General features: G+C 65.8%; 22 protein-coding genes and 1 pseudogene. 6 read left to right on the forward strand and 17 right to left on the reverse strand.

Annotation, left to right across the window (positions count from 1 at the left end):
* Positions 1–47: 47 nt before the first annotated feature.
* The 6 genes from hutH to AC1Q7H_RS02340 form a co-directional block, all read right to left on the reverse strand.
* Positions 48–1,625 (reverse strand): histidine ammonia-lyase, encoded by a 1,578-nt coding sequence (gene hutH, locus AC1Q7H_RS02315; RefSeq protein ID WP_492380937.1) that lies wholly within the window; start codon positions 1,623–1,625, stop codon positions 48–50.
* 62 nt (positions 1,626–1,687) lie between these two features.
* Positions 1,688–2,449: a histidine utilization transcriptional repressor HutC gene (hutC, locus tag AC1Q7H_RS02320; protein WP_013957855.1), complete on the reverse strand. Its 762-nt coding sequence runs from the start codon at positions 2,447–2,449 to the stop codon at positions 1,688–1,690.
* 16 nt (positions 2,450–2,465) lie between these two features.
* Entirely contained in the window at positions 2,466–3,245 is a 780-nt protein-coding gene (locus AC1Q7H_RS02325) for an ABC transporter ATP-binding protein (RefSeq protein ID WP_492380938.1), read from the reverse strand.
* Positions 3,242–4,111 carry an ABC transporter permease gene (locus AC1Q7H_RS02330; protein WP_013957857.1) on the reverse strand — a complete coding sequence of 290 codons (870 nt, stop codon included), beginning with the start codon at positions 4,109–4,111 and terminating at the stop codon, positions 3,242–3,244. Before AC1Q7H_RS02330 ends, AC1Q7H_RS02325 begins: the two co-directional genes overlap by 4 nt.
* A 27-nt stretch (positions 4,112–4,138) precedes the next feature.
* Positions 4,139–5,107, reverse strand: coding sequence for an ABC transporter substrate-binding protein (locus AC1Q7H_RS02335; protein WP_013957858.1), 969 nt, complete (start codon positions 5,105–5,107; stop codon positions 4,139–4,141).
* A 308-nt stretch (positions 5,108–5,415) separates the two neighbouring features.
* Positions 5,416–6,423, reverse strand: coding sequence for an NAD-dependent epimerase/dehydratase family protein (locus tag AC1Q7H_RS02340; RefSeq protein WP_013957859.1), 1,008 nt, complete (start codon positions 6,421–6,423; stop codon positions 5,416–5,418).
* Between the two features lie 9 nt (positions 6,424–6,432).
* On the opposite strand from AC1Q7H_RS02340, the gene AC1Q7H_RS02345 reads away from it, so the two are divergent.
* Together AC1Q7H_RS02345 and AC1Q7H_RS02350 are read left to right on the forward strand one after the other, a co-directional pair.
* On the forward strand, positions 6,433–7,497 hold the full coding sequence (locus AC1Q7H_RS02345) for a CDP-6-deoxy-delta-3,4-glucoseen reductase (RefSeq protein ID WP_492380939.1): 1,065 nt from the start codon (positions 6,433–6,435) through the stop codon (positions 7,495–7,497).
* Positions 7,498–7,781: 284 nt separating this feature from the next.
* Positions 7,782–8,969 (forward strand): acetylornithine transaminase, encoded by a 1,188-nt coding sequence (locus AC1Q7H_RS02350; protein ID WP_492377810.1) that lies wholly within the window; start codon positions 7,782–7,784, stop codon positions 8,967–8,969.
* A 285-nt stretch (positions 8,970–9,254) separates the two neighbouring features.
* On the opposite strand, the gene AC1Q7H_RS02355 is transcribed toward AC1Q7H_RS02350, so the two are convergent.
* The 7 genes from AC1Q7H_RS02355 to AC1Q7H_RS02385 form a co-directional block, all read right to left on the reverse strand.
* Complete coding sequence (locus AC1Q7H_RS02355; protein ID WP_013957862.1) at positions 9,255–9,971, reverse strand: ABC transporter ATP-binding protein; 717 nt, start codon at positions 9,969–9,971, stop codon at positions 9,255–9,257.
* 14 nt (positions 9,972–9,985) lie between these two features.
* Positions 9,986–10,762, reverse strand: coding sequence for an ABC transporter ATP-binding protein (locus tag AC1Q7H_RS02360; protein ID WP_013957863.1), 777 nt, complete (start codon positions 10,760–10,762; stop codon positions 9,986–9,988).
* A 15-nt stretch (positions 10,763–10,777) separates the two neighbouring features.
* Positions 10,778–11,935: an ABC transporter permease subunit gene (locus AC1Q7H_RS02365; protein ID WP_211980248.1), complete on the reverse strand. Its 1,158-nt coding sequence runs from the start codon at positions 11,933–11,935 to the stop codon at positions 10,778–10,780.
* A gap of 13 nt (positions 11,936–11,948) precedes the next feature.
* Positions 11,949–12,884: a branched-chain amino acid ABC transporter permease gene (locus tag AC1Q7H_RS02370; RefSeq protein ID WP_013957865.1), complete on the reverse strand. Its 936-nt coding sequence runs from the start codon at positions 12,882–12,884 to the stop codon at positions 11,949–11,951.
* Between the two features lie 216 nt (positions 12,885–13,100).
* Positions 13,101–14,303: a branched-chain amino acid ABC transporter substrate-binding protein gene (locus AC1Q7H_RS02375; RefSeq protein ID WP_013957866.1), complete on the reverse strand. Its 1,203-nt coding sequence runs from the start codon at positions 14,301–14,303 to the stop codon at positions 13,101–13,103.
* A 567-nt stretch (positions 14,304–14,870) separates the two neighbouring features.
* On the reverse strand, positions 14,871–15,836 hold the full coding sequence (gene ispH / locus AC1Q7H_RS02380) for a 4-hydroxy-3-methylbut-2-enyl diphosphate reductase (protein ID WP_013957867.1): 966 nt from the start codon (positions 15,834–15,836) through the stop codon (positions 14,871–14,873).
* 39 nt (positions 15,837–15,875) lie between these two features.
* A complete protein-coding gene (locus AC1Q7H_RS02385; protein ID WP_013957868.1) occupies positions 15,876–16,364 on the reverse strand; it encodes an FKBP-type peptidyl-prolyl cis-trans isomerase in 489 nt (162 codons plus the stop codon).
* 105 nt (positions 16,365–16,469) lie between these two features.
* On the opposite strand from AC1Q7H_RS02385, the pseudogene radC reads away from it, so the two are divergent.
* From radC to nadB, 4 genes and pseudogenes are all read left to right on the forward strand, one after another.
* Positions 16,470–17,087, forward strand: a pseudogene (gene radC, locus AC1Q7H_RS02390) (RadC family protein).
* Between the two features lie 150 nt (positions 17,088–17,237).
* Positions 17,238–17,471, forward strand: coding sequence for a 50S ribosomal protein L28 (rpmB, locus tag AC1Q7H_RS02395; protein ID WP_006575661.1), 234 nt, complete (start codon positions 17,238–17,240; stop codon positions 17,469–17,471).
* Positions 17,472–17,484: 13 nt separating this feature from the next.
* Complete coding sequence (gene rpmG / locus AC1Q7H_RS02400) at positions 17,485–17,655, forward strand: 50S ribosomal protein L33 (RefSeq protein WP_010814980.1); 171 nt, start codon at positions 17,485–17,487, stop codon at positions 17,653–17,655.
* A gap of 178 nt (positions 17,656–17,833) precedes the next feature.
* The gene (gene nadB, locus AC1Q7H_RS02405) at positions 17,834–19,426 is read left to right on the forward strand and encodes an L-aspartate oxidase (RefSeq protein WP_492380940.1); all 1,593 of its coding nucleotides are present in this window, start codon (positions 17,834–17,836) and stop codon (positions 19,424–19,426) included.
* Positions 19,427–19,498: 72 nt separating this feature from the next.
* On the opposite strand, the gene nadC is transcribed toward nadB, so the two are convergent.
* From nadC to AC1Q7H_RS02425, 4 genes are all read right to left on the reverse strand, one after another.
* On the reverse strand, positions 19,499–20,362 hold the full coding sequence (gene nadC / locus AC1Q7H_RS02410) for a carboxylating nicotinate-nucleotide diphosphorylase (protein WP_211980252.1): 864 nt from the start codon (positions 20,360–20,362) through the stop codon (positions 19,499–19,501).
* Positions 20,359–21,513, reverse strand: a complete 1,155-nt coding sequence (gene nadA, locus AC1Q7H_RS02415; RefSeq protein WP_013957872.1) for a quinolinate synthase NadA — start codon at positions 21,511–21,513, stop codon at positions 20,359–20,361. The genes nadC and nadA overlap by 4 nt, the downstream gene beginning before the upstream one ends.
* A gap of 127 nt (positions 21,514–21,640) precedes the next feature.
* Positions 21,641–22,831: a DesA family fatty acid desaturase gene (locus AC1Q7H_RS02420; RefSeq protein ID WP_013957873.1), complete on the reverse strand. Its 1,191-nt coding sequence runs from the start codon at positions 22,829–22,831 to the stop codon at positions 21,641–21,643.
* 385 nt (positions 22,832–23,216) lie between these two features.
* Positions 23,217–24,620 (reverse strand): mechanosensitive ion channel family protein, encoded by a 1,404-nt coding sequence (locus AC1Q7H_RS02425; RefSeq protein WP_013957874.1) that lies wholly within the window; start codon positions 24,618–24,620, stop codon positions 23,217–23,219.
* Between the last annotated feature and the right edge of the window lie 4 nt (positions 24,621–24,624).

Here is a 24,624-nt window from a genome sequence, read left to right on the forward strand (position 1 = left end):
TGTTCTCCTGCTGCGGGTCTGGTCTGGCAGTGTCGGCGCGGGGCGCGTTACGACAGGTTGGTCGGCAGGATCGCGCGCACGGCGTCGGGCCAGCCCGCGCCGGCATCGCCCTGCACCACCCATTGCTTCATCGCTTCGATATCCGGCGCCAGGTAGCGATCTTCTTCGACAAAGGCCACGCGCGCACGGATGCGGGCCAGTTCCTGCTCCACCAGCGGCGACGACTTCAGCGGGCGGTGGAACTCGATGCCCTGCGCCGCGGCCATGGCCTCGATGCCGACCACCACTGCGGTGTTGGCGGCCATCTCGCCCAGGCGGCGCGCACCGTAGGTGGCCATCGACACATGGTCTTCCTGGTTGGCCGAGGTCGGCAGGCTGTCGACGCTGGACGGATGCGCCAGCGCCTTGTTCTCGGAGGCCAGCGCGGCCGCGGTCACCTGCGCGATCATGAAGCCCGAGTTCAGGCCGCCGTCGCGCACCAGGAACGGCGGCAGGCCCGACAGCCCGGTGTCGAGCAGCAGCGCGAGCCGGCGTTCGGAAATCGCGCCGATCTCGGCAATCGCCAGCGCGATGATGTCGGCGGCAAAGGCCACCGGCTCGGCGTGGAAGTTGCCGCCCGAGACCACGTCGCCCTGCGCGGAGAACACCAGCGGGTTGTCCGAGGCGGCATTGGACTCGATCTGCAGGATGCGCGCGGCGTGCTGCAGGTTGTCCAGGCACGCGCCCATCACCTGCGGCTGGCAGCGGATCGAGTACGGGTCCTGCACGCGGCCGCAGGCCTTGTGCGAATCGACGATCTCGCTGCCGTCCAGCATCGCGCGCACGGCGCCGGCCACGGCGATCTGGCCGGCCTGGCCGCGCGCCTCATGGATGCGGGCGTCGAAGGGCTTGACCGAGCCCTTGATCGCTTCCAGCGACAGCGCGCCCGCCACCAGGCCGGCGGCAAAGGCATCTTCGGCGGCGAACAGGCCGGCCAGCGCCAGCGCGGTCGACACCTGGGTGCCGTTGAGCAGCGCCAGGCCTTCCTTGGGGCCCAGCTCGAAGGCCTGCAGGCCGGCGTGCGCGAGGCCCTCGGCGGCGGGCACGCGCTTGCCGTCGACCAGCACGTCGCCCACGCCGATCAGCGTGCACGACATATGCGCCAGCGGCGCCAGGTCGCCCGAGGCGCCCACCGACCCCTTGGCCGGGATGCACGGCGTCACGCCGCGGTTGGCCAGCGCCAACAGCGCCTCGATCAGTTCCGGGCGCACGCCCGAATGGCCGCGCGCCAGGCTCACGGCCTTGATCGCCAGGATCAGGCGCACCGTGTCTTCGGCCAGGTCGGGGCCGGTGCCGACACTGTGCGACAGCACCAGGTTGCGCTGCAGTTGGGCCAGCTTGTCGTGCGGGATGCGGCTTTGCGCCAGCTTGCCAAAGCCGGTGTTGATGCCGTAGACCACGGCGTCGGCGTCGATGATGTCCTGCACCGTGGCCTGTGCGGCGCGCACGCCGGCCCAGGCCGATTCGGCCATGGCCAGGCGCACTTCGCCGCGGTAGATGCGGCGCAGGTCGGCCAGGGTGACTTGGCCCGGCTGCAGGGTCAGCAGCGGGCGGGAAGCTTGGTCGTCGTGTTGGCTGGCGCTCATTTGTATGTTCCTGTCTATACAGCTTAGAGTAAAAGTTGAACCGTGGGCCGGATCCTGTGGATTCAGCCGAAAGCGGGGTTGCCGTCGGCGCGGAAGCGGCTGCCGAGGCGATAGCGGTTGCCCGGATGCAGGCAGCGCACGAAGGTCACCGGCACGCCGTTGGTCCAGGTGCGGCGCGTCAGCATCAGGCAAGGTTGCGTGGCCGGCATTTCCAGCTGCGCGGCCTGCTCCGGCGTGGCGGCAATGGCATCGACCACGTGCTCTACCTGATCGTAGGGCACATGGCGCAGCAGGTATTCGCCGGGCTGGGTCTCGCTGAAATCCTGGCTGATGAAGTCCGGCGCCACGCGCGGGTTGACGTAGCGGTCCTCCAGCTGCACCGGCACGCCGTCCTCGCGATGCACGCAGACCGAGTGGAACACCGATTCGCCGGTGCGCAGCTCCAGCGCGGCGGCCACCTCGATCGAGGCCGACACGCGCTCCACCAGGATCACGTCGCAGGCATAGTCATGCCCGCGCATGCGGATCTCGTCCTGCAGGTTGACCACGGACAGCAGCGTCGACTGCGGCTTGTGCTCCGCCACGAAGGTGCCCACGCCGGCCACCCGCACCACCCGGCCCTGCTCCTGCAGCTCGCGCAGCGCCCGGTTGACGGTCATGCGCGAGACGCCGAAGCGGTTCACCAGTTCCTGCTCCGACGGCACCCGGTCGCCCGGCTGCCACGCGCCGCTCTGGATCTGGCGGGCGATGTACTCCTTCACCTGCTGGTAGAGCGCGGTGGGAGAGGCAGAAGCGGAGGATGCGGTGCCGGCGGCGTGGTTCATGGCGTTGGTTGGATGCCTAGTGCTCGGCCGAGGCCATGGCCTCGGCGCGAATCTCCTCGGTCAGCCGCGCCTTGAGCGCGGAGAACTCCGGAGTGGTCTTGACGGTGTAATGGCGCGGATGCGGGAAATCCACCGCGATCTCGCTCTTGATCCGACCCGGCCTGGCAGAAAACACCGCCACCCGGTTGGCCATGAAAATGGCCTCGTCGATATCGTGGGTCACGAATAATACCGTCTTGCGCGACGCCTCCCATATACCCAGCAGCAACTCCTGCATCAGCACGCGGGTCTGGTTGTCGAGCGCACCGAAGGGCTCGTCGAGCAGCAGGATCTTGGGATCGTTGGCCAGCGCGCGCGCAATCGCGGTACGCTGCTGCATGCCGCCCGACAGCTGCTTGGGGTAATGGTGCTCGAAGCCGCGCAGCCCCACCCGCTGGATAAAGAAGTCGCTGCGCTCCTTCTGCTCGCCGGCGCTCATGCCGCGCTCACGCAAGCCGAAACGCACGTTCTGCTCGATCGTCAGCCACGGGAACAGCGTGTACGACTGGAACACCATGCCGCGGTCCGCGCCGGGGGCGGACACTGGCTGGCCGTCCAGCAGCACGCGGCCGCTGGTGGGCGTATCCAGCCCTGCGACGATGCGCAGCAGCGTGGACTTGCCGCAGCCCGACGGCCCGAGGATGGTGACGAAGTCATTGTCGCGGACCTCGAAGTCGACCGGCTGCAGCGCCAGGGTCTGGCCGCCGCGCGGGTTGGAGAAGGTGCGCGAGACCTGCTGGATGGACAGTGCGCTCATTGGATCGAACTCCACGGGAACAGGCGCTGGTTGGCGCGCTTGAAGACAAGGTCCGAGACCAGGCCGATGCAGCCGATCACGATGATGCCGAAGATGATCTGCCCGGTGTTGAGCAACGCCTGGCTGTCGGTGATCATGTGGCCGATGCCCGACGACGAGCCGATCAGCTCGGCCACGATCACGTAGGTCCAGGCCCAGCCCAGCACCAGCCGCAGGATCTCCGCGATCTCCGGCGCGGCGCCGGGAATCAGCACGCGCCGCACGATGCCGGCGCTGTTGGAGCCCAGCGTGTAGGCCGCCTCCACCAGGTCCTTGCGCGCGCCGCCGACGGCCACCGCCACCATCAGCACGATCTGGAAGAACGAGCCGATGAAGATCACCAGCAGCTTCTGCGTCTCGCCGATGCCGGCCCACAGGATCAGCAGCGGGATAAAGGCCGACGCGGGCAGGTAGCGGCAGAACGACACAAAGGGCTCGAAGAACGCCTCGGCCGCCTTGTAGGCGCCCATGAAAATGCCCAGCGGCACCGCCAGCACCGCAGCCAGCACGAAGCCGCCGACCACGCGCCACACGGTCATGCCGATGTCGCCGATGAAGTTGTACTCCGTGAACAGCAGCACGCCTTCCCTGGCCATCGTCATCGGATCGGCCAGGAACGTGCGCGGCACGAAGCCGCCCAGCGTCACCACGGCCCAGATGCCGAAGAACAGCACAAAGAAGGACAGGCCCAGCATCCAGCGCGTGTTGGGTGCCACCGGCACCAGCGGGGCCAGCCACGGGTGGCGCCGGCGCACCGGCGCCGCCGCTGCGGCAGGGGCCGCCGCGGCAGCGGCCGGGGCGGGTGTTCCAAGTCTGGCTTGCGTCATGACGTCACGCCTCCTGAAGACTGTCGGTTACTTGAGGAAACGCGCGTCATACAGCGCCGTCACGTCCGGCACCTGGCGGATCACGCCGATATCCAGCAGCACCGCTGCCGCTTCCTTGCTGAAGCTGGCGAGCTCGCCGGCAAAGAACTTGCGGTTGGCCTCGCGGTCCTGCCAGCGCAGGTAGGCAGAGGACTTGGCGAACTGCTCGCCGGTCTGCTTGACCGCCGCGCCCATGATGTCGTTGGCCTTGGCCGGCTCCTTCTGGATCATCTCCAGCGCCTCGAAGTAGCTGTCGACCAGCGCCTGCGCGGCCTTGGGATTCTCTTTAAGCCACTTCGGCGCGCAGCCCAGCGTATCGGTCACCATCGGGTAGTCGAGCGTGGTCGCCAGGATCTTGCCCTTGTCCGGGTTCTGGCGCACCGTCGACAGGTACGGCTCATAGGTCATGGCGCCGTCATTCTGGCCGGCCACGAAGGCCTGCGCGGCCGCCTGCGGCGACAGCGTGGTGGTCTTGACGTCCTTGAGCGTCATGCCGTTCTTCTTCAGCATCCAGGCCAGGCCGAAATACGGCGCGGTGCCCGGCGCATCGACGCCGATGGTCTTGCCCTTCAGGTCGGCGAAGCCCTTGACGTCACTACGCACGGCCAGGCCGTCGGCGCCGTAGGACTTGTCGAGCTGCACGATCTGGGTGATAGGCACGCCGTTGGCGTTCCAGGCCACATGCGTTTCCACCGTGGTGGCCGCGCACTGGATCGCACCCGAGGCCAGCGCCAGGTGGCGGTCCTTCTGCGGGATCATCTTGATGTCGACGTCCACGCCGTGCTTCTTGAAGATACCGGCCTTGTCGGCCAGCGTCAGCGGCGCGAAACCGGTCCAGCCGCTCATGCCCAGCGTGACCTGGGTGTTCTGCGCCTGGGCCGCACCAGCCCCCAATGCCGCAACCAGCACCACGGCCTGCACTGCCATCCGACCGCGAATCCTGCTGTGATTCCTCATCTGTACGCTCCTTTGGTGTGTCCGTCGACGCCAGGCCATGCGTGCGGCCGCGCTCGTTTTCGGACATTAAACAGTACCTGTATATACAAGTCAACGTAGGGCTTCCACCAAGCAACTAGGCGGATAAGCACCTTGAAAGGCGCTTTCTGGCGGGGATTTCTCAACAGGCCTCGCACCGGTCCGGTTCATGGATTGTGGTGCTGGCACCAGGCCGGGGCGGCGGAAGTGTTGTTGTATAGACAGGATTAAAACGACGCACAGGGGCAGCAAGCCCCGTGCCAGCGTACTGGAGCGCGCCGGCCAGGCGGTCAGGCGTCGAAGAAGGAAGTGACGGTCGGATAACGCAGCCGCAGGCGCAGTTCGCGTTTCAGGCGGCGGTTGTCGAGGCGGCGCGATTCGCTCATGAAGCTCAGCAGCGTCTTGTCGATCACTTCACGCGCCTCGCCACGCGTGATCCGCGGCGGGCGCGGCAGACCGCGACGGTCGGCGACCAGGTCGAAGTAGTCGGCCATGCGTAGCTCGGTGTCGTCGCTGGCATGGACCACGCGCTGCGCGCGGCCGCGGAACAGCGCCGCGACCATGGTGCGCGCCAGGTCGTCGGCGTGGATATGGCTCGTGTAGACATCGTCCTGCGGCACCAGCGCGGGCGTGCCGCGGTGCAGGCGCGCCAGCGGCAGGCGGTCTTCGGCATAAATGCCGGGGATGCGCACGATGCTGGCACGCCAGCCGGCATCGCGGCCGAAGCCGCGCACTGCCTGCTCGGCGGCCACGCGGCGGCGCGCGCGGGCGGTCTGGGGCCGAACGGCGTGGAATTCCGAGACCCGGGCCCCCTGCCGGTCGCCATACACACCCGACGTGCTGGCGTAGACAAACGCAGCGCGGGGCCTGCCCCGGTCGGGTAGAATGGCGGGCTCGCCGGGAAGCATGCCGGCCGACGTCCTGGCCTTGCGCCAGGCCGCCCGGCGCAAGGCGGCGAGCAAGGCACGCGTGCGCGGATCGCCTTCGCCCTGCCCGGGCGGCGGCGCCAGGTCCAGCACCTGCGTGGCCAGCCCGTGCAGCCGTGCCAGCGTGGCCGGCCGGTCCAGGTCCGCCACCAGCGGCACCGCGCCGGCGGCACGCAGTTCAGCGCGGCGCGCCGGCTGTGAAGTCACGGCAAAGACACGCATGCGCGACGACAGGATTCGCAGGCAGCGCGTCCCCACATCCCCGCAGCCGACGATCAACAGGCGCGGGCGGCCCAGCCGGCGCGAAGGTGCCGGCAGCCGCGGAGCTTGTGGGAGGCGCGAGGGCTGCAGCTTCGACAGAATTTGGCTCATAGACCGATTATGGCTTATCAAGTAACCGTCATGCCCAGCGGCCACAAGTTTGAAGTGGCCGCGGACGAAACCATCCTCGGCGCAGCCCTGCGCCACAGCATCGGACTGCCCTACGGCTGCAAGAACGGCGCCTGCGGCTCATGCAAGGGCCGCGTGCTCGAAGGCACCATCGTGCAGGGCGACCACGCCCCGGCGGCACTGACCGCGCAGGAGAAGACCGAGGGCCGCGCCCTGTTCTGCTGCGCCAACGCCGCCTCGGACGTCACCATCGAGTGCCGCGAAGTCCACGGCGCGGGCGACATCCCGATCAAGAAGGTGCCGTGCCGCGTGACCGCGATCGAGCGCTTGGCCGACGACGTGATCGCCATCAAGCTGCAGCTGCCGGCGACCGAGCGCATGCAGTACCTGGCCGGCCAGTACGTGGAATTCCTGCTGCGCGACGGCAAGCGCCGCAGCTATTCGATCGCCACGCCGCCGCATGAAGACGGCCCGATCGAGCTGCATATCCGCCATATGCCGGGCGGCGCCTTCACCGACTACGTGTTCGGCGCTAAGGAAGGCCAGCCGGTCATGAAGGAGCGCGACATCCTGCGCTTCGAGGGCCCGCTGGGCAGCTTCTTCCTGCGCGAGGAATCCGAGGCCCCGATCATCCTGCTGGCTTCCGGCACCGGCTTCGCGCCGATCAAGGCCATCGTCGAGCACGCTGCCTACACCGGCATCGAGCGCCCGATGACCCTGTACTGGGGCGGCCGCCGGCCCAAGGACCTGTACATGCACGCGCTGTGCGAGCAGTGGGCGCGCGAGCTGTCCAACTTCCAGTACGTGCCGGTGGTCTCCGACGCGCTGCCTGACGACAACTGGCAAGGCCGCACCGGCTTTGTCCACCAGGCCGTGATCGCCGACCATCCCGACCTGTCGGGCCACGAGGTCTATGCCTGCGGCGCCCCGGTGATGATCAATGCCGCGCGCGGCGACTTCACCCGCCAGTGCAAGCTGCACGAGGACGCGTTCTTCGCCGACTCGTTCACTTCCGAGGCCGACATGCACCCGGCCGGCTCGGCCCCGGCGGCCTGAGGCGCAAGCCGCCGCCAGCCGTTCCGTCAGCGCAACAATGCCCGGGCCTGCCAAAATTCGTTTTGACACCCGGGCGCATGCGCCTTATATTTGCCCGCATGCACATGACCTTCAACCGACGCCGCAGCTTCCGTACGTCGCTCCCCACTGGGGTGCCGCGCGGCTGACCGTCGACTGCGTCTGTTCATGTCAACGAGCCACGGGCAACCCCCGTGGCTTTTTGTTTTTATCCCGGTTGTTACGCCCGTCCGTCCATCGTTTAAAGCCGACCCCTGGAGTCCGCCATGGCATTTGCTGAGTATCCCGTCCAATCCCTGATGTACATCACCAACCGGCCCGAGCTCGTGTTCACCGAGGGCAAGGGCTCCTGGCTGACGGATCACAACGGCAAGCGATACCTGGACTTCGTGCAGGGCTGGGCAGTGAACTGCCTGGGCCATTCCAACCAGGGCATGATCGACGCGCTGGTGGCCCAGTCGCACCGGCTGATCAACCCGAGCCCGGCCTTCTACAACGAGCCGATGCTCAAGCTGGCCCGGCAGCTGACCGACCACAGCTGCTTCGACAAGGTCTTCTTCGCCAACAGCGGCGCCGAGGCCAACGAAGGCGCGATCAAGCTGGCGCGCAAATGGGGCCGCAAGCACAAGGACGGCGCCTTCGAGATCATCACCATGGACCACAGCTTCCATGGCCGCACGCTCGCCACCATGAGCGCGTCGGGCAAGGCCGGCTGGGACACCATCTTCGCGCCACAGGTGTCGGGCTTCCCCAAGGCCGACCTCAACGACCTGGCTTCGGTGGAGAAGCTGATCACCGACAAGACCGTCGGCATCATGCTCGAGCCGGTGCAGGGCGAAGGCGGCGTGCTCCCCGCCACGCGCGAGTTCATGCAGGGCCTGCGCGCACTGGCCGACAAGCACAGGCTGCTGCTGATCGTCGATGAAGTGCAGACCGGGTGCGGACGCTGCGGCACCCTGTTCGCCTACGAGCTGGCGGGCGTGGAGCCGGACATCATGACGCTGGGCAAGGGCATCGGCGGCGGCGTGCCGCTGTCGGCGCTGCTGTGCAAGGCCGAGGCCGCCTGCTTCGAGGCCGGCGACCAGGGCGGCACCTACAACGGCAACCCGCTGATGACCGCGGTGGGCAGCGCCGTGATCGAGCAGCTGACCGCGCCGGGCTTCCTCGACGACGTCAAGGCCAAGGGCGAATACCTGCGGGAACAGCTGCTGGCGCTGTCGGCCGAGTTTGGCCTGGGCGGCGAACGCGGCGACGGCCTGCTGCGCGCGCTGATGCTGGGCAAGGACATCGGCCCGCAACTAGTGGAAGAAGCCCGCGACATGGCGCCGCAAGGCCTGCTGCTGAACGCGCCGCGCGCGAACCTGCTGCGCTTCATGCCGGCGCTGAACGTGACGCGTGAAGAGATCGACCAGATGACCGGCATGCTGCGCACGCTGCTGAAGAAGCTGGCCTGACAAAAAAGCCTCGCGGGGGCGAGGCGTGAGGGCTACTGTTGAGCACTGCGTGCCGATGCGTCGATGACGCTCGCAGCAGGCTCCCCTCTCCCGCTTGCGGGAGAGGGGTGGGGGTGAGGGCAGGCGTTTGCCAGCGCTACGGGCTTATAAAAACCGTTGGCCCTGCTTGATGTGGTTCCTGGCTAGACCACCCCTCACTCCAACCCTCTCCCCATGAGGGGAGAGGGAGAACACCTTGCTTAGGCGGGTTCGAATGGCTTTGGAGCACCCAAAACCGTTAGCCCCTTACTCGCCCAAGTAAGCCGCCCGCACCTTCGGATCGTCCAGCATCTCCTTGGCGTCCCCGCTCATGGTGATCAGGCCCGACTCCATCACGTAGCCGCGGTGCGCAGCCTGCAGCGCCAGGCGCGCGTTCTGCTCCACCAGCAGCACGGTCACGCCCTGCGCCGAGATGTCGCGCACGACCTCGAAGATCTTCTCGACCATGATCGGCGACAGGCCCATCGACGGCTCGTCCAGCAGCAGCAGCTTCGGCTGGCTCATCAGCGCGCGCGCCATTGCCAGCATCTGCTGCTCACCGCCGGACATGGTGCCGGCCAGCTGGTTGGCACGCTCCTTCAGGCGCGGGAAGATGCCGAACATGCGGTCGATGTCAGCCTTGATGCCGGCCTCGTCGTTGCGCGTGTAGGCGCCCATCTGCAGGTTCTCGGTGATGGTCATGCGGGCGAACACGCCCCGCCCTTCCGGCACCATCGCCATGCCATGCTTTAGCAGCGCATAACTGGGTACGCCCTTGATGGACTTGCCCATGTACTCGACATCGCCGCCGCCCCAGCCCTGCAGGCCGGTGATGGCCTTCATGGTGGTGGTCTTGCCGGCGCCGTTGGCGCCGATCAGCGTGACCAGCTCGCCGTCCTTGATGTCGAGGTCGATGCCCTTGACTGCCTGGATGCCGCCATACGCGACCTTCAGGCCCGAGATCTTCAATACTATGTCATTCATTTGCGGCTCCCCCGTCAGTGGGCCGAAGTGCCGAGGTAGGCCTCGATCACCGCCGGGTTGTTCTGGACGTCATGCGGCAGGCCCTGCGCGATGACCTTGCCGTAGTCGAGCACGGTCATGCGATTGCAAAGGCCCATCACCAGTTTTACGTCGTGCTCGATCAGCAGGATGGTCTTGCCATCGGAGCGGATCTTGTCGAGCAGGCCGCGCAGCTCAACCTTCTCGGTGGCATTCATGCCGGCCGCGGGCTCGTCCAGCGCCAGCAGCTTGGGCTCGGTGGCCAGCGCGCGGGCAATCTCGAGCCGGCGCTGGTGGCCATAGGAGAGGTTGCGCGAGGTGAAGTTGGCGTACTTGCCGATGCCGACATATTCGAGCAGGTCGTGCGCCATGTCCTCGATGGCCTCTTCCTCGCGCCGCACCGAGGGCGGGCGAAACACCGCGCCCAGCAGATTGGCCTTGGTGCGCACGTGGCGCCCCACCATCACGTTCTCCAGCGCGGTCATGTCGCCGAACAGGCGGATGTTCTGAAAGGTGCGGGCGATGCCGGCCTTGGCCACTTCATGCACCGCGGTGGGCTGGTAAGGCTTGCTGTCCAGCACGAACTCGCCAGAGTCCGGTGTGTACAGGCCCGTGATCACATTGAAGAAGGTGGTCTTGCCCGCGCCATTCGGCCCGATCAGGCCGTAGATCTCGCCCTGCTTGATCTGCAGGCCCACTTCCGACAGGGCCTGCAGCCCGCCGAAACGCTTGTTGACCCCCTGTACCGACAGGAGGAAGTTGTCATTACTCATTATTCGTCCTCTTGCTCAGAAACGGCCCACGGTGCCGGCACGGCGCACCACCGGCCGGTCTTCCTTGCGCGGCGACGGCCACAAGCCGGCCGGGCGGTACAGCATCACCACCACCATGGCCAGGCCGAACAGCAGCTGGCGCAGCACTTCGGCATCGACCACTACATGACCGAAGATGGCGTGCTGGACCGGCTCGGCCACCACGCGCAGCAGCTCCTGGAAGCCGACCAGCAAGATGCCGCCCAGGATCACGCCCGGGATATGGCCAATGCCGCCCAGCACAACGATCGCCAGCACGTAGATGGACTCCCACAGCGTGAACGATTCGGGCGAGACGAAACCCTGGAAAGCGCCGAACACGGCACCCGAGCAACCACCGAAGGAGGCCCCCATGGCGAAGGCCAGCAGCTTGATGTTGCGGGTATTGATGCCCATCGCCTTGGCGGCGATCTCATCTTCGCGAATCGCCACGAAGGCACGGCCGATACGCGAGTTCTGCAGGCGCAGGCAGACGAACACGATGACGATCACCAGCGCGACCAGCAGGTAGTAGTACATGAACACCGGCGTCAACTTGAGCCCAAAGATCTCGTGCGTTTTGGAAAAGTCGAAGCCGAAGATATGGACCGGGTCGATCGCGGTGACGCCCTTCGGGCCGTTGGTGATGTTCACCGGACGGTCCAGGTTGTTCAGGAAGATACGGATGATCTCGCCGAAGCCCAGTGTCACGATAGCCAGGTAGTCGCCGCGCAGCTTGAGCGTCGGTGCGCCAAGCAGCACGCCGAACGTGGCTGCCACCAGCACAGCGATTGGCAGCACAAACCACATGCTCAGGTGCAACCCCTGCGGGAACAGGGCGTGGATTGCCTCGAACTGGTTGGCCAGATGGGGCGAGCCCAGCAAGGCCATCAGATAAGCGCCCACCGCGTAGAACGCGATATAGCCCAGGTCGAGCAGGCCGGCAAAGCCCACCACGATGTTCAGGCCAAGCGCCAGCATGATGTACAGCATTGCAAAGTCGAGCACGCGCACCCAGTAATTGCCGCCCAGCGTCTGCACGAGGAACGGCGCGCACATGGCGACCACTAGGAAGGACAGCAGCGCGGCCAGGGTCTTGGCCGGTACTCGGGACGGTGCTGCAACCACCGCCGTGGATGGAATCGGGGTATTCATGGATTCTCTCTCCTCAGGCGCGCTCGGCAACACGTTCGCCCATCAGGCCGGACGGACGGAACACCAGAACCGTGATCAGCACGATGAAGGCAAACACATCCTGGTAGTTAGAGCCAAAGATGCCGCCGGTAAGGTCGCCGATGTAGCCGGCGCCCAGTGCTTCGATCAGGCCAAGCAGCATGCCGCCGACCATGGCGCCGGCCAGATTGCCGATGCCGCCCAGCACCGCGGCGGTAAACGCCTTCAGTCCCGGGATGAAGCCCATGTAGAAGTGGGCGTTGCCGTAGTTGGTGGCCATCATCACGCCAGCCAGCGCGGCCATCGTGCCGCCGATCATGAAGGTGGCGGAGATCACGAAATTCGGGTTGACGCCCATCAGGCCGGCCACCTTCTGGTTCTCGGCGGTGGCGCGCATGGCGCGGCCGAGCTTGGTGCGGTTGACCAGCAGCAGCAGGCCTCCCATCACCAGCACTGCCATTGCGATGATCGCAATCTCCTTACCGGTGATGGTGGCGCCGGTCGTGCCGATATCGATCGGCGCGGAAGGCAGCAGTTGCGGGAAGGTCAGCGGATTGCGCGACCAGATCATCATCCCCACTGTCTGCAGGATGATGGAAACGCCGATCGCGGTAATCAGCGGGGCCAGTCGCGGCGCATTGCGCAGCGGTCGATAGGCGGCCCGCTCGATAGTGAACGAAAGCATGGCGCAGACCGGCATGGCGACCAGCGTGGCGATGACCAGCGTCAGCCATTCGGGCAGCCCCGGGGCAATTTTCTGCAGACCAAGGATGGCTGACAGGGCGGTCAGCGCGCCGATCATCAGTACGTCGCCATGGGCGAAGTTGATGATGCCGAGAATACCGTAGACCATGGTGTAGCCCAGTGCGATCAGCGCATAGATGCTGCCAATCACCAGGCCGTTCACGATCTGTTGGATAAAGATATCCATGAAAACTCCTGCTTCTGCCCCGACCGCTCGGCATAGTGTAGATGCCAGGGTGGGCGTTGGTGTTTATGAGTGGTGTGGTGGGTAAGGTGGTTGCTGGTAAGCGGCCTGCCGCGTTCCGCCCATGGTAAGGGCGCTATTACATATGGCTAGGCTAAAAATAACGGCACCGCAAGGTACTCACGGTGCCGTCCATACATTCGGGCGGGTAAGCCCGAATTACATCTTCACGATGTCAAGCACGGACTTCTTCTTGTCCTTGTACTCGTACAGCGTGATGGTGCCTTCCTTCATGTCGCCCTTCTCGTCGAAGGCGATGTTGCCGATCAGGCCCTTGTAGTTGGTCTTGGGCATCTCGACCAGGATGGCGGCCGGCTCGGCAGAGTTGGCGCGCTTCATGGCGTCGACGATGACCATCACCGCGTCATACGTAAACGGGGCGTAAATCTGCACCGGCGCATTGAAGCGGGCTTGATACTTTTTCTCGAACTCGGCGCCCTTCTCCATCTTCGACAGCGCCAGACCTGCCTCGGAGCAGATGATGTTGGAGACCGCATCGCCGGCCAGTTCGGCCACCTTGTCGGTACATACGCCGTCGCCGCCGACGATCTTGGCGCCGATGCCGAGTTCCTTGGCCTGCTTGGCGAACGGGCCGCCGGTGGCGTCCATGCCGCCGTACATGATGACGTCCGGCTTCTTGCCCTTGATCTTGGTCAGAATGGCCTTGAAGTCGGTGGCCTTGTCGTTGGTGGCTTCACGCGCCACCACGCTCACGCCGGCTGCCTTGGCAGTCTTCTCGAACTCGTCGGCCAGGCCCTTGCCGTAGGCGGTGGCGTCGTCGACGATCGCCACGCTCTTGGCGTGCAGGCTCTTGGTGGCGTAGTTGGCCAGCGCCGGGCCCTGCTGGGCATCGGTGGCCACCACGCGGAAGGTGGTCTTGAAGCCCTGCTTGGTGTAGTCGGGGTTGGTCGCGGACGGCGAGATCTGCACGATGCCGGCATCGCTGTAGATCTTCGAGGCCGGGATCGAGGTGCCCGAGTTCAGGTGGCCGACCACCGCCACCACCTTGGTGTCGACCAGCTTCTGCGCCACGGCGGTGCCGGTCTTCGGATCGCCTGCGTCGTCTTCGCCGACGAGTTCCAGCTTGATCTTCTTGCCACCGATTTCCAGGCCGGTCTTGTTGACTTCTTCCACGGCGAGGCGGGCGCCGTTTTCGTTGTCCTTGCCAAGGTGCGCAATGCCGCCGGTGAGCGGTGCCACATGGCCGATCTTGACGACGACTTCGCCGCCGCCCGCTGCAGGAGCTGCTGCAGCCGGCGCCGAAGACGCCGCATCAGCCGGCTTCTCTTCCTTCTTGCCGCAAGCTGCTACGAGCGCCACTGCGGCCGCAATCGGCAGAATCTTGGCAAACGTGATTTGCATGAGTGATCTCCTAGGATTCACGAAGACAGGGATTTTCAACGCCTCCCGGACGTTTCCCTGGACCGCCTTTGTTTAGTTTCAATTTGAAACGCGCGCATTGTATCCCCTTTCTTAGTCGATGCAATACGCGACGCAACATCCTTAACCATTTACCGACCAAATGAGCTAGGGAATTTCCCCAATGCACAGATTGCGGCAATTCCCGCTCACATGACGCGGCCGCCTCACCTACTTACAAGAATCGTGCCTGCGCCGCCCGGTGAGGCGTATAAGCATCGCCAGCACCACTTATAATGCGCCTTTATTAATTAGGTGTTTCATTTAAATTCAGTTGCGCCCATCTCTAATGTGCAGAATGTAGCGCCGCACCATAATAGGGAAAACCCCAGACCCGGGGATTACCCTGATTTGTCTGGTCAGCAGGACAGCCATGTTATTACCGGCACCATCCTCGTGCATTATTCGCACCGGCCGGCTGCAATTCGGGCGCACCAAAGACAAAGGGCGCCGCATCAAGCGGCGCCCTTGTTCAAGGCAAGGCTGGCAGGCGGGCGCAGCCCGCACCCATCAGGCGGCGGCGCTGGTTGGCAGCAGTCCGCGCGGCAGCGGGAACGCCATGTTCTCTTGAATGCCGTCGAGCGGCCGCACCTGGCGCGCACCAAGTTCGCGCAGGCGGTCAACGATGGACTGGGCCAGCGCCTCGGGCGCCGAAGCGCCGGCGGTCAGGCCGATACGGCGCTTGCCGGCGATCCATTCGGGGCGCACCTGCTCGGGGGCATCCACCATATAGGCCGGCACACCCAGGCGCTCGGCCAGCTCGCGCAGGCGGTTGGAGTTGGAACTGTTGGGGCTGCCCACCACGATCACCACCTCCACCTGCGGCGCCATGAACTTCACCGCGTCCTGGCGGTTCTGCGTGGCATAGCAGATGTCCTGCTTCTTGGGCTCGCGGATCTGCGCGAAGCGCGCCTTGAGCGCGGCCACGATCTCGCGGGTCTCATCCACCGACAGCGTGGTCTGGGTCACGTAGGCCAGCTGCGACGGGTCGGCAACCTGCAGCGTGGCGACGTCGGCCACCGACTCCACCAGCAGCATGCCGCCGCTGGCCTGGCCCATGGTGCCCTCCACTTCCGGATGGCCGCGATGCCCGATCATCACGATCTCGCAGCCCTCGGCGCGCATTTTGCTCACCTCGACATGCACCTTGGTCACCAGCGGGCAGGTGGCATCGAACACGTGCAGCCCGCGCGCGGCGGCGTCGGCGCGCACTTCGCGCGACACGCCGTGGGCGCTGAAGATGACGGTGGCGCCCGCGGGCACCTCGTCGAGCTCGCGCACGAACACCGCGCCCTTGCGGCGCAGGTCGGCCACCACATAGGCGTTGTGGACGATCTCGTGGCGCACGTAGATGGGCGCGCCGAAGCGCTCGAGCGCACGCTCGACGATCTCGATGGCACGGTCCACGCCGGCACAGAAGCCGCGCGGCTGCGCCATCAGGATTTCTGCGTCGGGTGCGAGGGTCAGGTCAGGCATGCTGCGGTATCAGGATGGTTCGGCACGCGTGCGGCGTGCTCAGAGAATGCCGATCAGCTGCACGTCGAACAGGATGGTCTGCCCGGCCAGCGGATGGTTGAAGTCAAAGAGCGCAGCGGTCTCGCCGATCTCCTTGAGCACACCCGCGTACTTGCCGCCGCCGGGCGCGTTGAACTCCACCAGGTCGCCCGGGCTGTAGTCCTCTTCGAACGAACTGTTCTCGCGCAGCGTGGCCAGCGACACCCACTGCAGCAGCTCGGGGTTGCGCGGGCCAAAGGCCTGCTCCGGCGCTAGCCGGTAGGTCATGCGCTCGCCTTCGGGCATGCCGAACAGCGCCTGCTCCAGCGTCGGCGCGAACTGGCCCTGGCCGAGCAGCAGCGTGGCGGGTTTCTCCTCGAACGTGCTGACAACCTCGGTGCCGTTCTCGAGCGCGATGCTGTAGTGCAGGGTCAGGAAAGAGTCAGCCTGGACAGTCTTGCGGCCAGCCGTGCCGCCGTCGGTTTCCGACGCGAAAGTTTGCAAATTCATGGGTGATCAACCGGTCAACAACCCGTATTGTATTCGACTGGCCCATCGCCCGCCGCCCCGGGCCCGGCCTCACCCTCATCACGGCGTGACTACCCTGGAGTGCTCATGACCATTGCCAACTGGCCCGCCTGCGAGCGGCCCCGCGAGAAACTGCTGGAAAGCGGCGCCGCCGCCCTGTCCGACGCCGAGCTGCTGGCCATCTTGCTGCGCGTGGGCGCGGCCGGCAAAAGTGCCGTGGACCTGGCACGCGAGCTGCTGCACCGCTTCGGCTCGCTGACAGCCCTGTTCGCGGCCGAGGGGCGCGCGCTGACCAGCATCCGCGGCATGGGCGAGACCAAGTATGCCTAGCTGCAGGCCATTCCGGAGCTGGCACGGGGCGCGCTGGCCGAATCGCTGCGGCTGCCCACCCGCTTCGACTCCCCGGCGGCGGTGCGCAACTACCTGCGCCTGACGCTGGCATCGCTGCCGCACGAGGTGTTCCTGTGCCTGTTCCTGGATCCGCCCAACCGCATGGTGGCCAGCGAGGAGCTGTTCCGCGGCACCCTGACGCGCACCGCCGTCTACCCGCGCGAGGTGGCGCGCCAGGCGCTGGTGCATAATGCGGCCGGCATCATCGGCGCGCACAACCACCCGCGCGGCACCACCGCTGGCCGACTGCTGCGACCGCCCGCCCGGGCTGTGACGCCAACGCCACGGCACCGGCAGCGCAGCAACACCAGATAACGTCAAAGCACAGAAGGCATTGATTCGGCGAGGGAATCCGGTCTATAATGCCCGTTTTGCTGAAGTCTCAACCGCTGCAGTCCGGGCCCGCGCGCCTTTTGTTGATCTGTTGCGAACATTGTCCACGAATAGAAGATTTAGGAGTGCTTCATGGCACGCGTCTGTCAAGTGACCGGGAAAGCGCCGATGGTCGGCAACAACGTTTCCCACGCAAACAACAAGACCAAGCGCCGTTTTCTGCCCAACCTGCAGAATCGTCGTTTCTTCGTTGAATCCGAAAACCGCTGGGTGAGCCTGCGCGTCTCGAACGCCGGCCTGCGCCTGATCGACAAGAAAGGCATCGACTCCGTGCTCGCCGACCTGCGCGCACGCGGCGAAGTCTAATTAGGAGCACATCATGGCAAGCAAGGGCGGCCGCGACAAGATCAAGCTGGAATCGACCGCAGGTACGGGTCATTTCTACACGACCACCAAGAACAAGCGCACCATGCCGGAAAAGATGGAGATCATGAAGTTCGATCCCGTCGCCCGCAAGCACGTCGCTTACAAGGAAACCAAGATCAAGTAATTGATCCCGGTTCCCGCCAGAAAGCCCCGCCATGCCGCGGGGCTTTTTGTTTTGTCCATGCAGTGCTGGTGCGATAGGCGACCACCGCACCCGCGGCACTGATGCACGGCATGGCGGGCAGGTGTAGACTTTCCCGTTTCCCCCATCTGCCAAGCGCCCCCCGGCGCATCTCCGCATCATGAATTTCGACGTCGCCATCGTCGGCAGCGGCCTGGCCGGCCTTACGGTCGCACTGCAACTGGCCGACACCCACCGGGTGGCCATCCTCAGCAAGCGCGCCATGACCCAGGGCGCCAGCGACTGGGCGCAGGGCGGGATTGCCGCCGTGCTGGATTCCGGCGACAGCCATGACGAGCATACGCAGGACACGCTCGTCGCCGGTGCGGGGCTGTGCGACGAAGAGGCCACGCGCTTCATCGTGGAGCACGGGCGCGAGGCCATCCAGTGGCTGATCGACCGCGGCGTGCCGTTCACGCGCGACGAGCAGGCCGAACTGGGCTTCCACCTGACGCGCGAGGGCGGCCACAGCCGCCGGCGCATCATCCACGCCGCCGACGCCACGGGCCACGCCGTGGTCAGCACGCTGCTGCAGCAGGCGACGCAGCATCCGAACATCACCATCCTGGAAGACCACTTCGCGATCGACCTGATCACCTCGCGCAAGCTGGGCCTGCCGGGCAACCGCTGCTACGGCCTTTACGTGCTGGACGACAGCACCGGCGCAGTGCATACCCTCACCGCCACGCACACCGTGCTGGCCGCGGGCGGTGCCGGCAAGGTCTACCTGTACACCACCAACCCGGATACGGCCACCGGCGACGGCATCGCCATGGCCTGGCGCGCGGGCTGCCGGGTGTCGAACATGGAATTCATCCAGTTCCACCCGACCTGCCTGTACCATCCCTACGCCAAGTCCTTCCTGATCTCCGAAGCGGTGCGCGGCGAAGGCGGCCTGCTCAAGCTGCCCGACGGCACCCGCTTCATGCCCGAACACGATGCGCGCGCTGAACTGGCGCCGCGCGACGTGGTGGCGCGCGCGATCGACTTCGAGATGAAGAAGCGCGGCCTGGACTGCGTCTACCTGGACATCAGCCACCAGCCCGAGGCCTTCCTGAAGGAACACTTCCCGACCATCCACGCGCGCTGCCTGGAGTTCGGCATCGACATCACGCGCGAGCCGATTCCCGTGGTGCCGGCCGCTCACTACACCTGCGGCGGCGTGGTCACCGACACCGCCGGGCGCACCGATATCGGCAACCTGTACGCCGTCGGCGAAACCGCGTGCACCGGCCTGCACGGCGCCAACCGGCTGGCCTCCAACTCGCTGCTCGAATGCATGGTGATCGGCCGCGCCACGGCCGAGGACATTTCGTCCAAGGACAAGGCCGGCCTGCCGGACATCGCGCTGCCGGCCTGGGATGAAAGCCGCGTCTCCGATGCCGACGAGGAAGTGGTGGTGTCGCACAACTGGGACGAGCTGCGCCGCATGATGTGGAATTACGTCGGCATCGTGCGCACCAGCAAGCGCCTGGAACGCGCCCAACACCGCATCGGCCTGCTGCGCGAGGAGATCGCCGAGTACTACGCCCACTTCCGTGTCACCAGCGACCTACTGGAGCTGCGCAACCTGGTCGAGGTGGCCTCGCTGATCGTGGACAGCGCCTACTCGCGCCATGAAAGCCGGGGACTGCATTTCAGCCGGGACTATCCGGATGCACTGCCCAAGGCGCTGCCGACGGTGATGCAGCCGCCAGCCGCAAGGAAGCGCTGACGGCGGCCAGGCAAAGAAAAACGGGGTGGCGCCGCAAGGCCCCACCCCGTTTTTCTGGTATCGCGCGAAGCGTCAGCCGATGATCCGCAGCGAATAGTCCGTCGCCCGCACGTCCTTGGTCAGCGCACCGACCGAGATCCGGTCCACGCCGGTTTCGGCAAAGGTGCGGATGGTGTCGGCATTGACGCCGCCCGACACCTCCAGCAGCGCCCTGCCCCGGTTGAGCCTGACCGCATCCTGCATCATCGGCACGGTGAAGTTGTCGATCAGCACCGACTTCGCGCCGGCCGCCAGCGCTTCTTCCAGCTCGGCCAGCGATTCCACCTCGATCTGCACCGACGCGCTGGTATCCAGCGCCAGCGCCGCCTGCATGGCCGCGCTGATGCTGCCAGCCGCGGCGATGTGGTTTTCCTTGATCAGGATGCCATCGTACAGCGCCAGCCGCTGGTTCTCGCCGCCGCCGATACGGACCGCGTACTTCTGCGCCAGGCGCAGGCCCGGCAGCGTCTTGCGCGTATCCAGCACGCGCGCACGGGTGCCGGCGATCAGGTCGGCATAGCGGCGCGTGGCGGTGGCCACGCCCGACAGCAGCTGCAGGAAATTCAGCGACGGGCGCTCCGCCGTCAGCAGCGAGCGCGCCGGACCGGTGATCTCGCAGACCACCGAATCGGGCGCCATGCGGGCACCTTCCTGCTGCAGCCAGCGCACTTCCAGCGCCGGGTCGACTGCACGCATGCAGGCATCGAACCAGGGCTGGCCGCATAGCACGGCGGACTCGCGCACGATCACGCGTGCGCGCGCCGCCTTGGCCGCAGGTACCAGCAGGCCGGTCAGATCGCCGCTGCCGACATCCTCGGCAATGGCGGCCTGCACATTGGCTTGCAGCGCGGCCTGCAGCGCCGGGCCATAGCTGTCGAAAATCGGGTTCACGCTCATGCCGGGCCAATCCCCTGGAACAGCGCCTGTTCCTTGGCCAGGTCTGCCGACGGACGCACATTGCGCTTCTGCGCGGCGGCGAAGTCCAACATGCGGTTGATGCAAGTCACCGCCTGGCGCCCGGTCACCGGGTCGACATGGATCTCGTTGCGGCCGGTTTCCAGCACCTCGGCCAGGTTGGTGAGCGCGTTCATGGCCATCCACGGGCAGTGCGCGCAGCTCTTGCAGGTGGCGCTGTTGCCGGCCGTGGGCGCTTCAATGAAGTGCTTGCCAGGCGCCGCCATGCGCATCTTGTGCAGGATGCCGTTGTCGGTGGCGACGATGAACTCGGTCGCGTCCAGCTTCTGTGCGGCCTCGATCAGCTGCGAGGTGGAGCCGACCACGTCGGCCTGCGCCACCACGTTTTCCGGCGATTCCGGATGCACCAGGATCTTGGCGTTGGGGAATTCGCGGCGCAGCAGGTCCAGCTCGATGCCCTTGAACTCGTCGTGCACCAGGCACGAGCCCTGCCACAGCAGCATGTCGGCACCGGTCTGCTTCTGGATATAGCTGCCCAGGTGCTTGTCCGGCGCCCACAGGATCTTCTTGCCCTGCGCATGCAGGTGCTCGACGATCTTCAGGCCGATGCTGGAGGTCACCATCCAGTCCGCGCGCGCCTTCACGGCGGCGCTGGTGTTGGCGTAGACCACCACGGTGCGGTCCGGGTGCGCATCGCAGAAGGCGGCGAACTCGTCGGCCGGGCAACCCAGGTCGAGCGAGCAGGTCGCGTCCAGGTCCGGCATCAGCACGGTCTTCTCGGGGCTCAGGATCTTGGCGGTCTCGCCCATGAAGCGCACGCCCGCCACCACCAGGGTCTGGGCCTCGTGGTCGCGGCCGAAGCGGGCCATTTCCAGGGAGTCGGAGACGCAGCCGCCGGTTTCCTCGGCCAGGTCCTGCAGGTCGGCGTCGACGTAATAGTGCGCCACCAGCACCGCATTGCGCTCCTTGAGCAGGCGGCGAATACGTGTCTTCAGGGACTGGCGCTCGTCGGGCGTCAGCACCGGCGGCACCTTGGCCCAGGCATGGGCCACGCAGCTACCGCCAGTGGCGTTTTCGGCATCCGACAGGTTCGGCTTTTCGAACTCGACGGTCTTGATCGATTGTGGGGTCATCTCCGGTACTCCTCTAGACCTCCGCCAGCAAGGGTGCGGCCCGGCCAGAATATTGGGGAGTTTATCTAAAACAAAAGCCCCGCCATGGGCGGGGCTTTGTCAAACCATACGGCGCGGCCGAATTGTATCAGGCGTAGCGGCGCAGGCGCAGCGAGAAATCTTGCAGCGCCTGGATGCCACTGGCCTCGGCACGATGGCACCAGGCCTGCAGCTGCTGCAGCAGCTGCTCGCGCGTCAGGTTGGAACGGCCCCAGATGGCGGCCAGTTCACGGCGCATTTCGACGAAGGTCTGCAGCGCCTTGTTCTGTTCGACGATGCTGGCGAGCTGTTCGCGCTGCGGCGCGGCCAGCTTGGTTTCCTCGCGGTGGAACCACTTGCTGGCCGGCTTGAAGCTGCGGTACTCGGCCACGCCGCCTTCCTTGAGCTTGTCCAGTTCCTGGCGGAACGCGCCCTTGACGGCCTTGGCGTAGCGCGCCATCACGTCATAGCGGTTGGCGATGATCGCTTCCAGCGTGTTGTGGTCAACCGGGCGGGCTTCCACCAGGCGCGCCTTGGGCGGGGTCTTCTTGACCTTGGCCAGGCCGACTGCCTGCATCGCGCGGATATAGCCCCAGCCCACATCGAACTCATACCACTTGATCGAGAACTTGGCCGAGGTCGGGTAGGTGTGGTGGTTGTTGTGCAGTTCTTCGCCACCAATGATCAGACCCCACGGCGATACATTGGTCGAGGCGTCCTCGCAATCGTAGTTGCGATAACCCCACCAGTGGCCAAGGCCGTTGATGATGCCGGCGGCATGGATCGGGATCCACAGCATCTGCACCGCCCACACGGTCATGCCGATCACGCCGAACAGCGCCAGGTCGATGATCAGCATCAGGCCGACACCCTGCCAGCCGAAGCGCGAGTACACATTGCGCTCGACCCAGTCATTGGGGCAGCCATGGCCGAACTTGGCGATGGTTTCCTTGTTCTTGGATTCGGCCCGATACAACTCCGCGCCCTCCAGCAGCACCTTGCGGATGCCGCGGGTCTGCGGGCTGTGCGGATCTTCTTCGGTTTCGCACTTGGCGTGGTGCTTGCGGTGGATCGCGGTCCACTCGCGCGTGACCATGCCCGTGGTCAGCCAGAGCCAGAAGCGGAAGAAATGCTGGGCGATCGGGTGCAGATCCAGCGACCGGTGCGCCATGCAGCGGTGCAGGAAGATGGTGACGCCGGCGATCGTGATATGCGTCATCACGAGCGTGTAGATGACGATCTCCCACCAGGTCCAGTTGGCAAGGCCGTTGGCGGCCCAGTCAAGAATAGTGTCGAACAAACTGTTCTCCGTCAGTTAAACAGGGACTTTCCCGTGCAGCCCGGCGGGGCCGGTGCACGCAATGCGCAGAAAAAAGGCTGCGAATCCAAGTGATTGCGATAGCTTTCTGGCGCCTGCCACGGGACCCGAAGTCATTCCGGGCTCCCAGGCACACGAGTCTCGCGCCGGCGCTGGGATGACCCTCCGCGGGCGGGACAAGGTACGAGCCGCTGCAATCTGGCGGCTGTCTGATGTGGGAGCGTGCGCTGCAACCTTAGCTGCAACCCGCGACAACCCGGCATTCTACCGGATCGCGCGACGCGCAAGCATACGCTATTTCCCGGATTTTGACGGGGTGCAACGGTTTTCGTTCCGTGGGTGGCGCATGCTGCGCCCGCTTGGCGGCCTATGCGGCACTCGCCGCATTCGCCTCCGCTACGATGTTAGATGGGGGCAGATCGGCACCGGGCAAGGGTGCTCCCCCCAGCACGCGGAGTTCGCGCTGCGGATAGGGGATGGAAATCCCATGCTCGCGGAGCGTGCGCCAGATCGCGCGGTTCATCGCGGACTGCACGCCCAGCTTGCCGTTCTGCGGATCGGCCACGAAGACCGCGACCTCGTACTCGATGCCGCTGTCGGCAAACAGCACCAGGAAAGCGGCGGGCTCCGGTTCGGGCAGCACGCGCGGCAGGTTGCGCACGCACGCGGTCAGCAGCGCGATCACCGTTTCCGGATCGGCGTTGTAGTCTGCCTGCACCCGGGTAGCCACGCGCACATTGGTGTTGGAGAACGAATGGTTCTGCACCGGCTGCGCCACCAGCTGCTCGTTCGGCACCAGGGTTTCGCCATCGCCGTTGCGCACCACCGTGTAGCGGGTGCGGATCTGCGACACGATGCCGGTGTACTTGTCCACCGTGATCTGGTCGCCCAGCTTGACCGAGCGGTCCAGCAGGATGATGAAGCCGGAGATGTAGTTGCTGGCGATCTTCTGCAAACCCAGCCCCAGGCCCACGCCCAGCGCGCCACCGAACACCGACAGCACGGTCAGGTCGATCCCCACCAGCGACAGGCTCAGCAGCAGCGACACCAGCAGCAGCAAGGCCTTGGAGATGCGCGTCAGCACCACCTTCAGGTTGCCGTCGAGGTTGGTCGAGCGCATCAGCCGCTCTTCCAGCCAGGAACCGAACCACAGCGCCACCAGCACCGTCAGCAGGATCCAGACCACCGCCATCAGGGTGTCGGCCAGGTTGATCTTCTGCTTGCCGCCGATCGAGAAGCGCACGCCCTCCATCCACGCCACCACGTCCGCCAGCACACCCAGCACGTACAGCGCCATGCCGGCCCACACCAGCGTGGTCAGCACCTTCTCCACCAGCAGCAGCATGCCGTGCAGCTGGCCGCTGCCCGACATTACCCGGCGCAGCACATAGAAGGTGAAATTCAGGAAGGTGATGCCGAACAGCGGCACCAGCGCCAGGCGCAGCACGCTGATCGGGATCAGCGGCGCCAGCGCGAAGCGGGCGATCAGCACCAGCACCCAGCCGGCGAGCGGGAACATGGCGCGCTCGAGGCTGGCGGCGGCAAAGCGCACGGAGAAGCTTGAGCTTTCGTAGCGCGCTTCCAGGCGCCGCACCACGAAGCGCGCCAGCGGCCACGCCACCAGCAGGCAGCCGGCCAGTACCAGCAGCTGCCAGAAGAAGCCCGGCCCGCCTGCGTCGCGGATCAGGTCGTCCAGCATCTTGCCGAACATGGAATGGGAGGCCTTCAGGTCCTTCAGGCCGCCCAGGTCGGACAGGGTCTCACCGTTCATGGAG

The organism is Cupriavidus sp. GW823-FHT06D04 (assembly GCF_058795055.1).

Coding starts and splice junctions, on each gene's coding strand:
- hutH (WP_492380937.1), bottom strand. CDS start 1,625: ATGAGCGCCAGCCAACACGACGACCAAGCTTCCCGCCCGCTGCTGACC.
- hutC (WP_013957855.1), bottom strand. CDS start 2,449: ATGAACCACGCCGCCGGCACCGCATCCTCCGCTTCTGCCTCTCCCACC.
- AC1Q7H_RS02325 (WP_492380938.1), bottom strand. CDS start 3,245: ATGAGCGCACTGTCCATCCAGCAGGTCTCGCGCACCTTCTCCAACCCG.
- AC1Q7H_RS02330 (WP_013957857.1), bottom strand. CDS start 4,111: ATGACGCAAGCCAGACTTGGAACACCCGCCCCGGCCGCTGCCGCGGCG.
- AC1Q7H_RS02335 (WP_013957858.1), bottom strand. CDS start 5,107: ATGAGGAATCACAGCAGGATTCGCGGTCGGATGGCAGTGCAGGCCGTG.
- AC1Q7H_RS02340 (WP_013957859.1), bottom strand. CDS start 6,423: ATGAGCCAAATTCTGTCGAAGCTGCAGCCCTCGCGCCTCCCACAAGCT.
- AC1Q7H_RS02345 (WP_492380939.1), top strand. CDS start 6,433: ATGGCTTATCAAGTAACCGTCATGCCCAGCGGCCACAAGTTTGAAGTG.
- AC1Q7H_RS02350 (WP_492377810.1), top strand. CDS start 7,782: ATGGCATTTGCTGAGTATCCCGTCCAATCCCTGATGTACATCACCAAC.
- AC1Q7H_RS02355 (WP_013957862.1), bottom strand. CDS start 9,971: ATGAATGACATAGTATTGAAGATCTCGGGCCTGAAGGTCGCGTATGGC.
- AC1Q7H_RS02360 (WP_013957863.1), bottom strand. CDS start 10,762: ATGAGTAATGACAACTTCCTCCTGTCGGTACAGGGGGTCAACAAGCGT.
- AC1Q7H_RS02365 (WP_211980248.1), bottom strand. CDS start 11,935: ATGAATACCCCGATTCCATCCACGGCGGTGGTTGCAGCACCGTCCCGA.
- AC1Q7H_RS02370 (WP_013957865.1), bottom strand. CDS start 12,884: ATGGATATCTTTATCCAACAGATCGTGAACGGCCTGGTGATTGGCAGC.
- AC1Q7H_RS02375 (WP_013957866.1), bottom strand. CDS start 14,303: ATGCAAATCACGTTTGCCAAGATTCTGCCGATTGCGGCCGCAGTGGCG.
- ispH (WP_013957867.1), bottom strand. CDS start 15,836: ATGCCTGACCTGACCCTCGCACCCGACGCAGAAATCCTGATGGCGCAG.
- AC1Q7H_RS02385 (WP_013957868.1), bottom strand. CDS start 16,364: ATGAATTTGCAAACTTTCGCGTCGGAAACCGACGGCGGCACGGCTGGC.
- rpmB (WP_006575661.1), top strand. CDS start 17,238: ATGGCACGCGTCTGTCAAGTGACCGGGAAAGCGCCGATGGTCGGCAAC.
- rpmG (WP_010814980.1), top strand. CDS start 17,485: ATGGCAAGCAAGGGCGGCCGCGACAAGATCAAGCTGGAATCGACCGCA.
- nadB (WP_492380940.1), top strand. CDS start 17,834: ATGAATTTCGACGTCGCCATCGTCGGCAGCGGCCTGGCCGGCCTTACG.
- nadC (WP_211980252.1), bottom strand. CDS start 20,362: ATGAGCGTGAACCCGATTTTCGACAGCTATGGCCCGGCGCTGCAGGCC.
- nadA (WP_013957872.1), bottom strand. CDS start 21,513: ATGACCCCACAATCGATCAAGACCGTCGAGTTCGAAAAGCCGAACCTG.
- AC1Q7H_RS02425 (WP_013957874.1), bottom strand. CDS start 24,620: ATGAACGGTGAGACCCTGTCCGACCTGGGCGGCCTGAAGGACCTGAAG.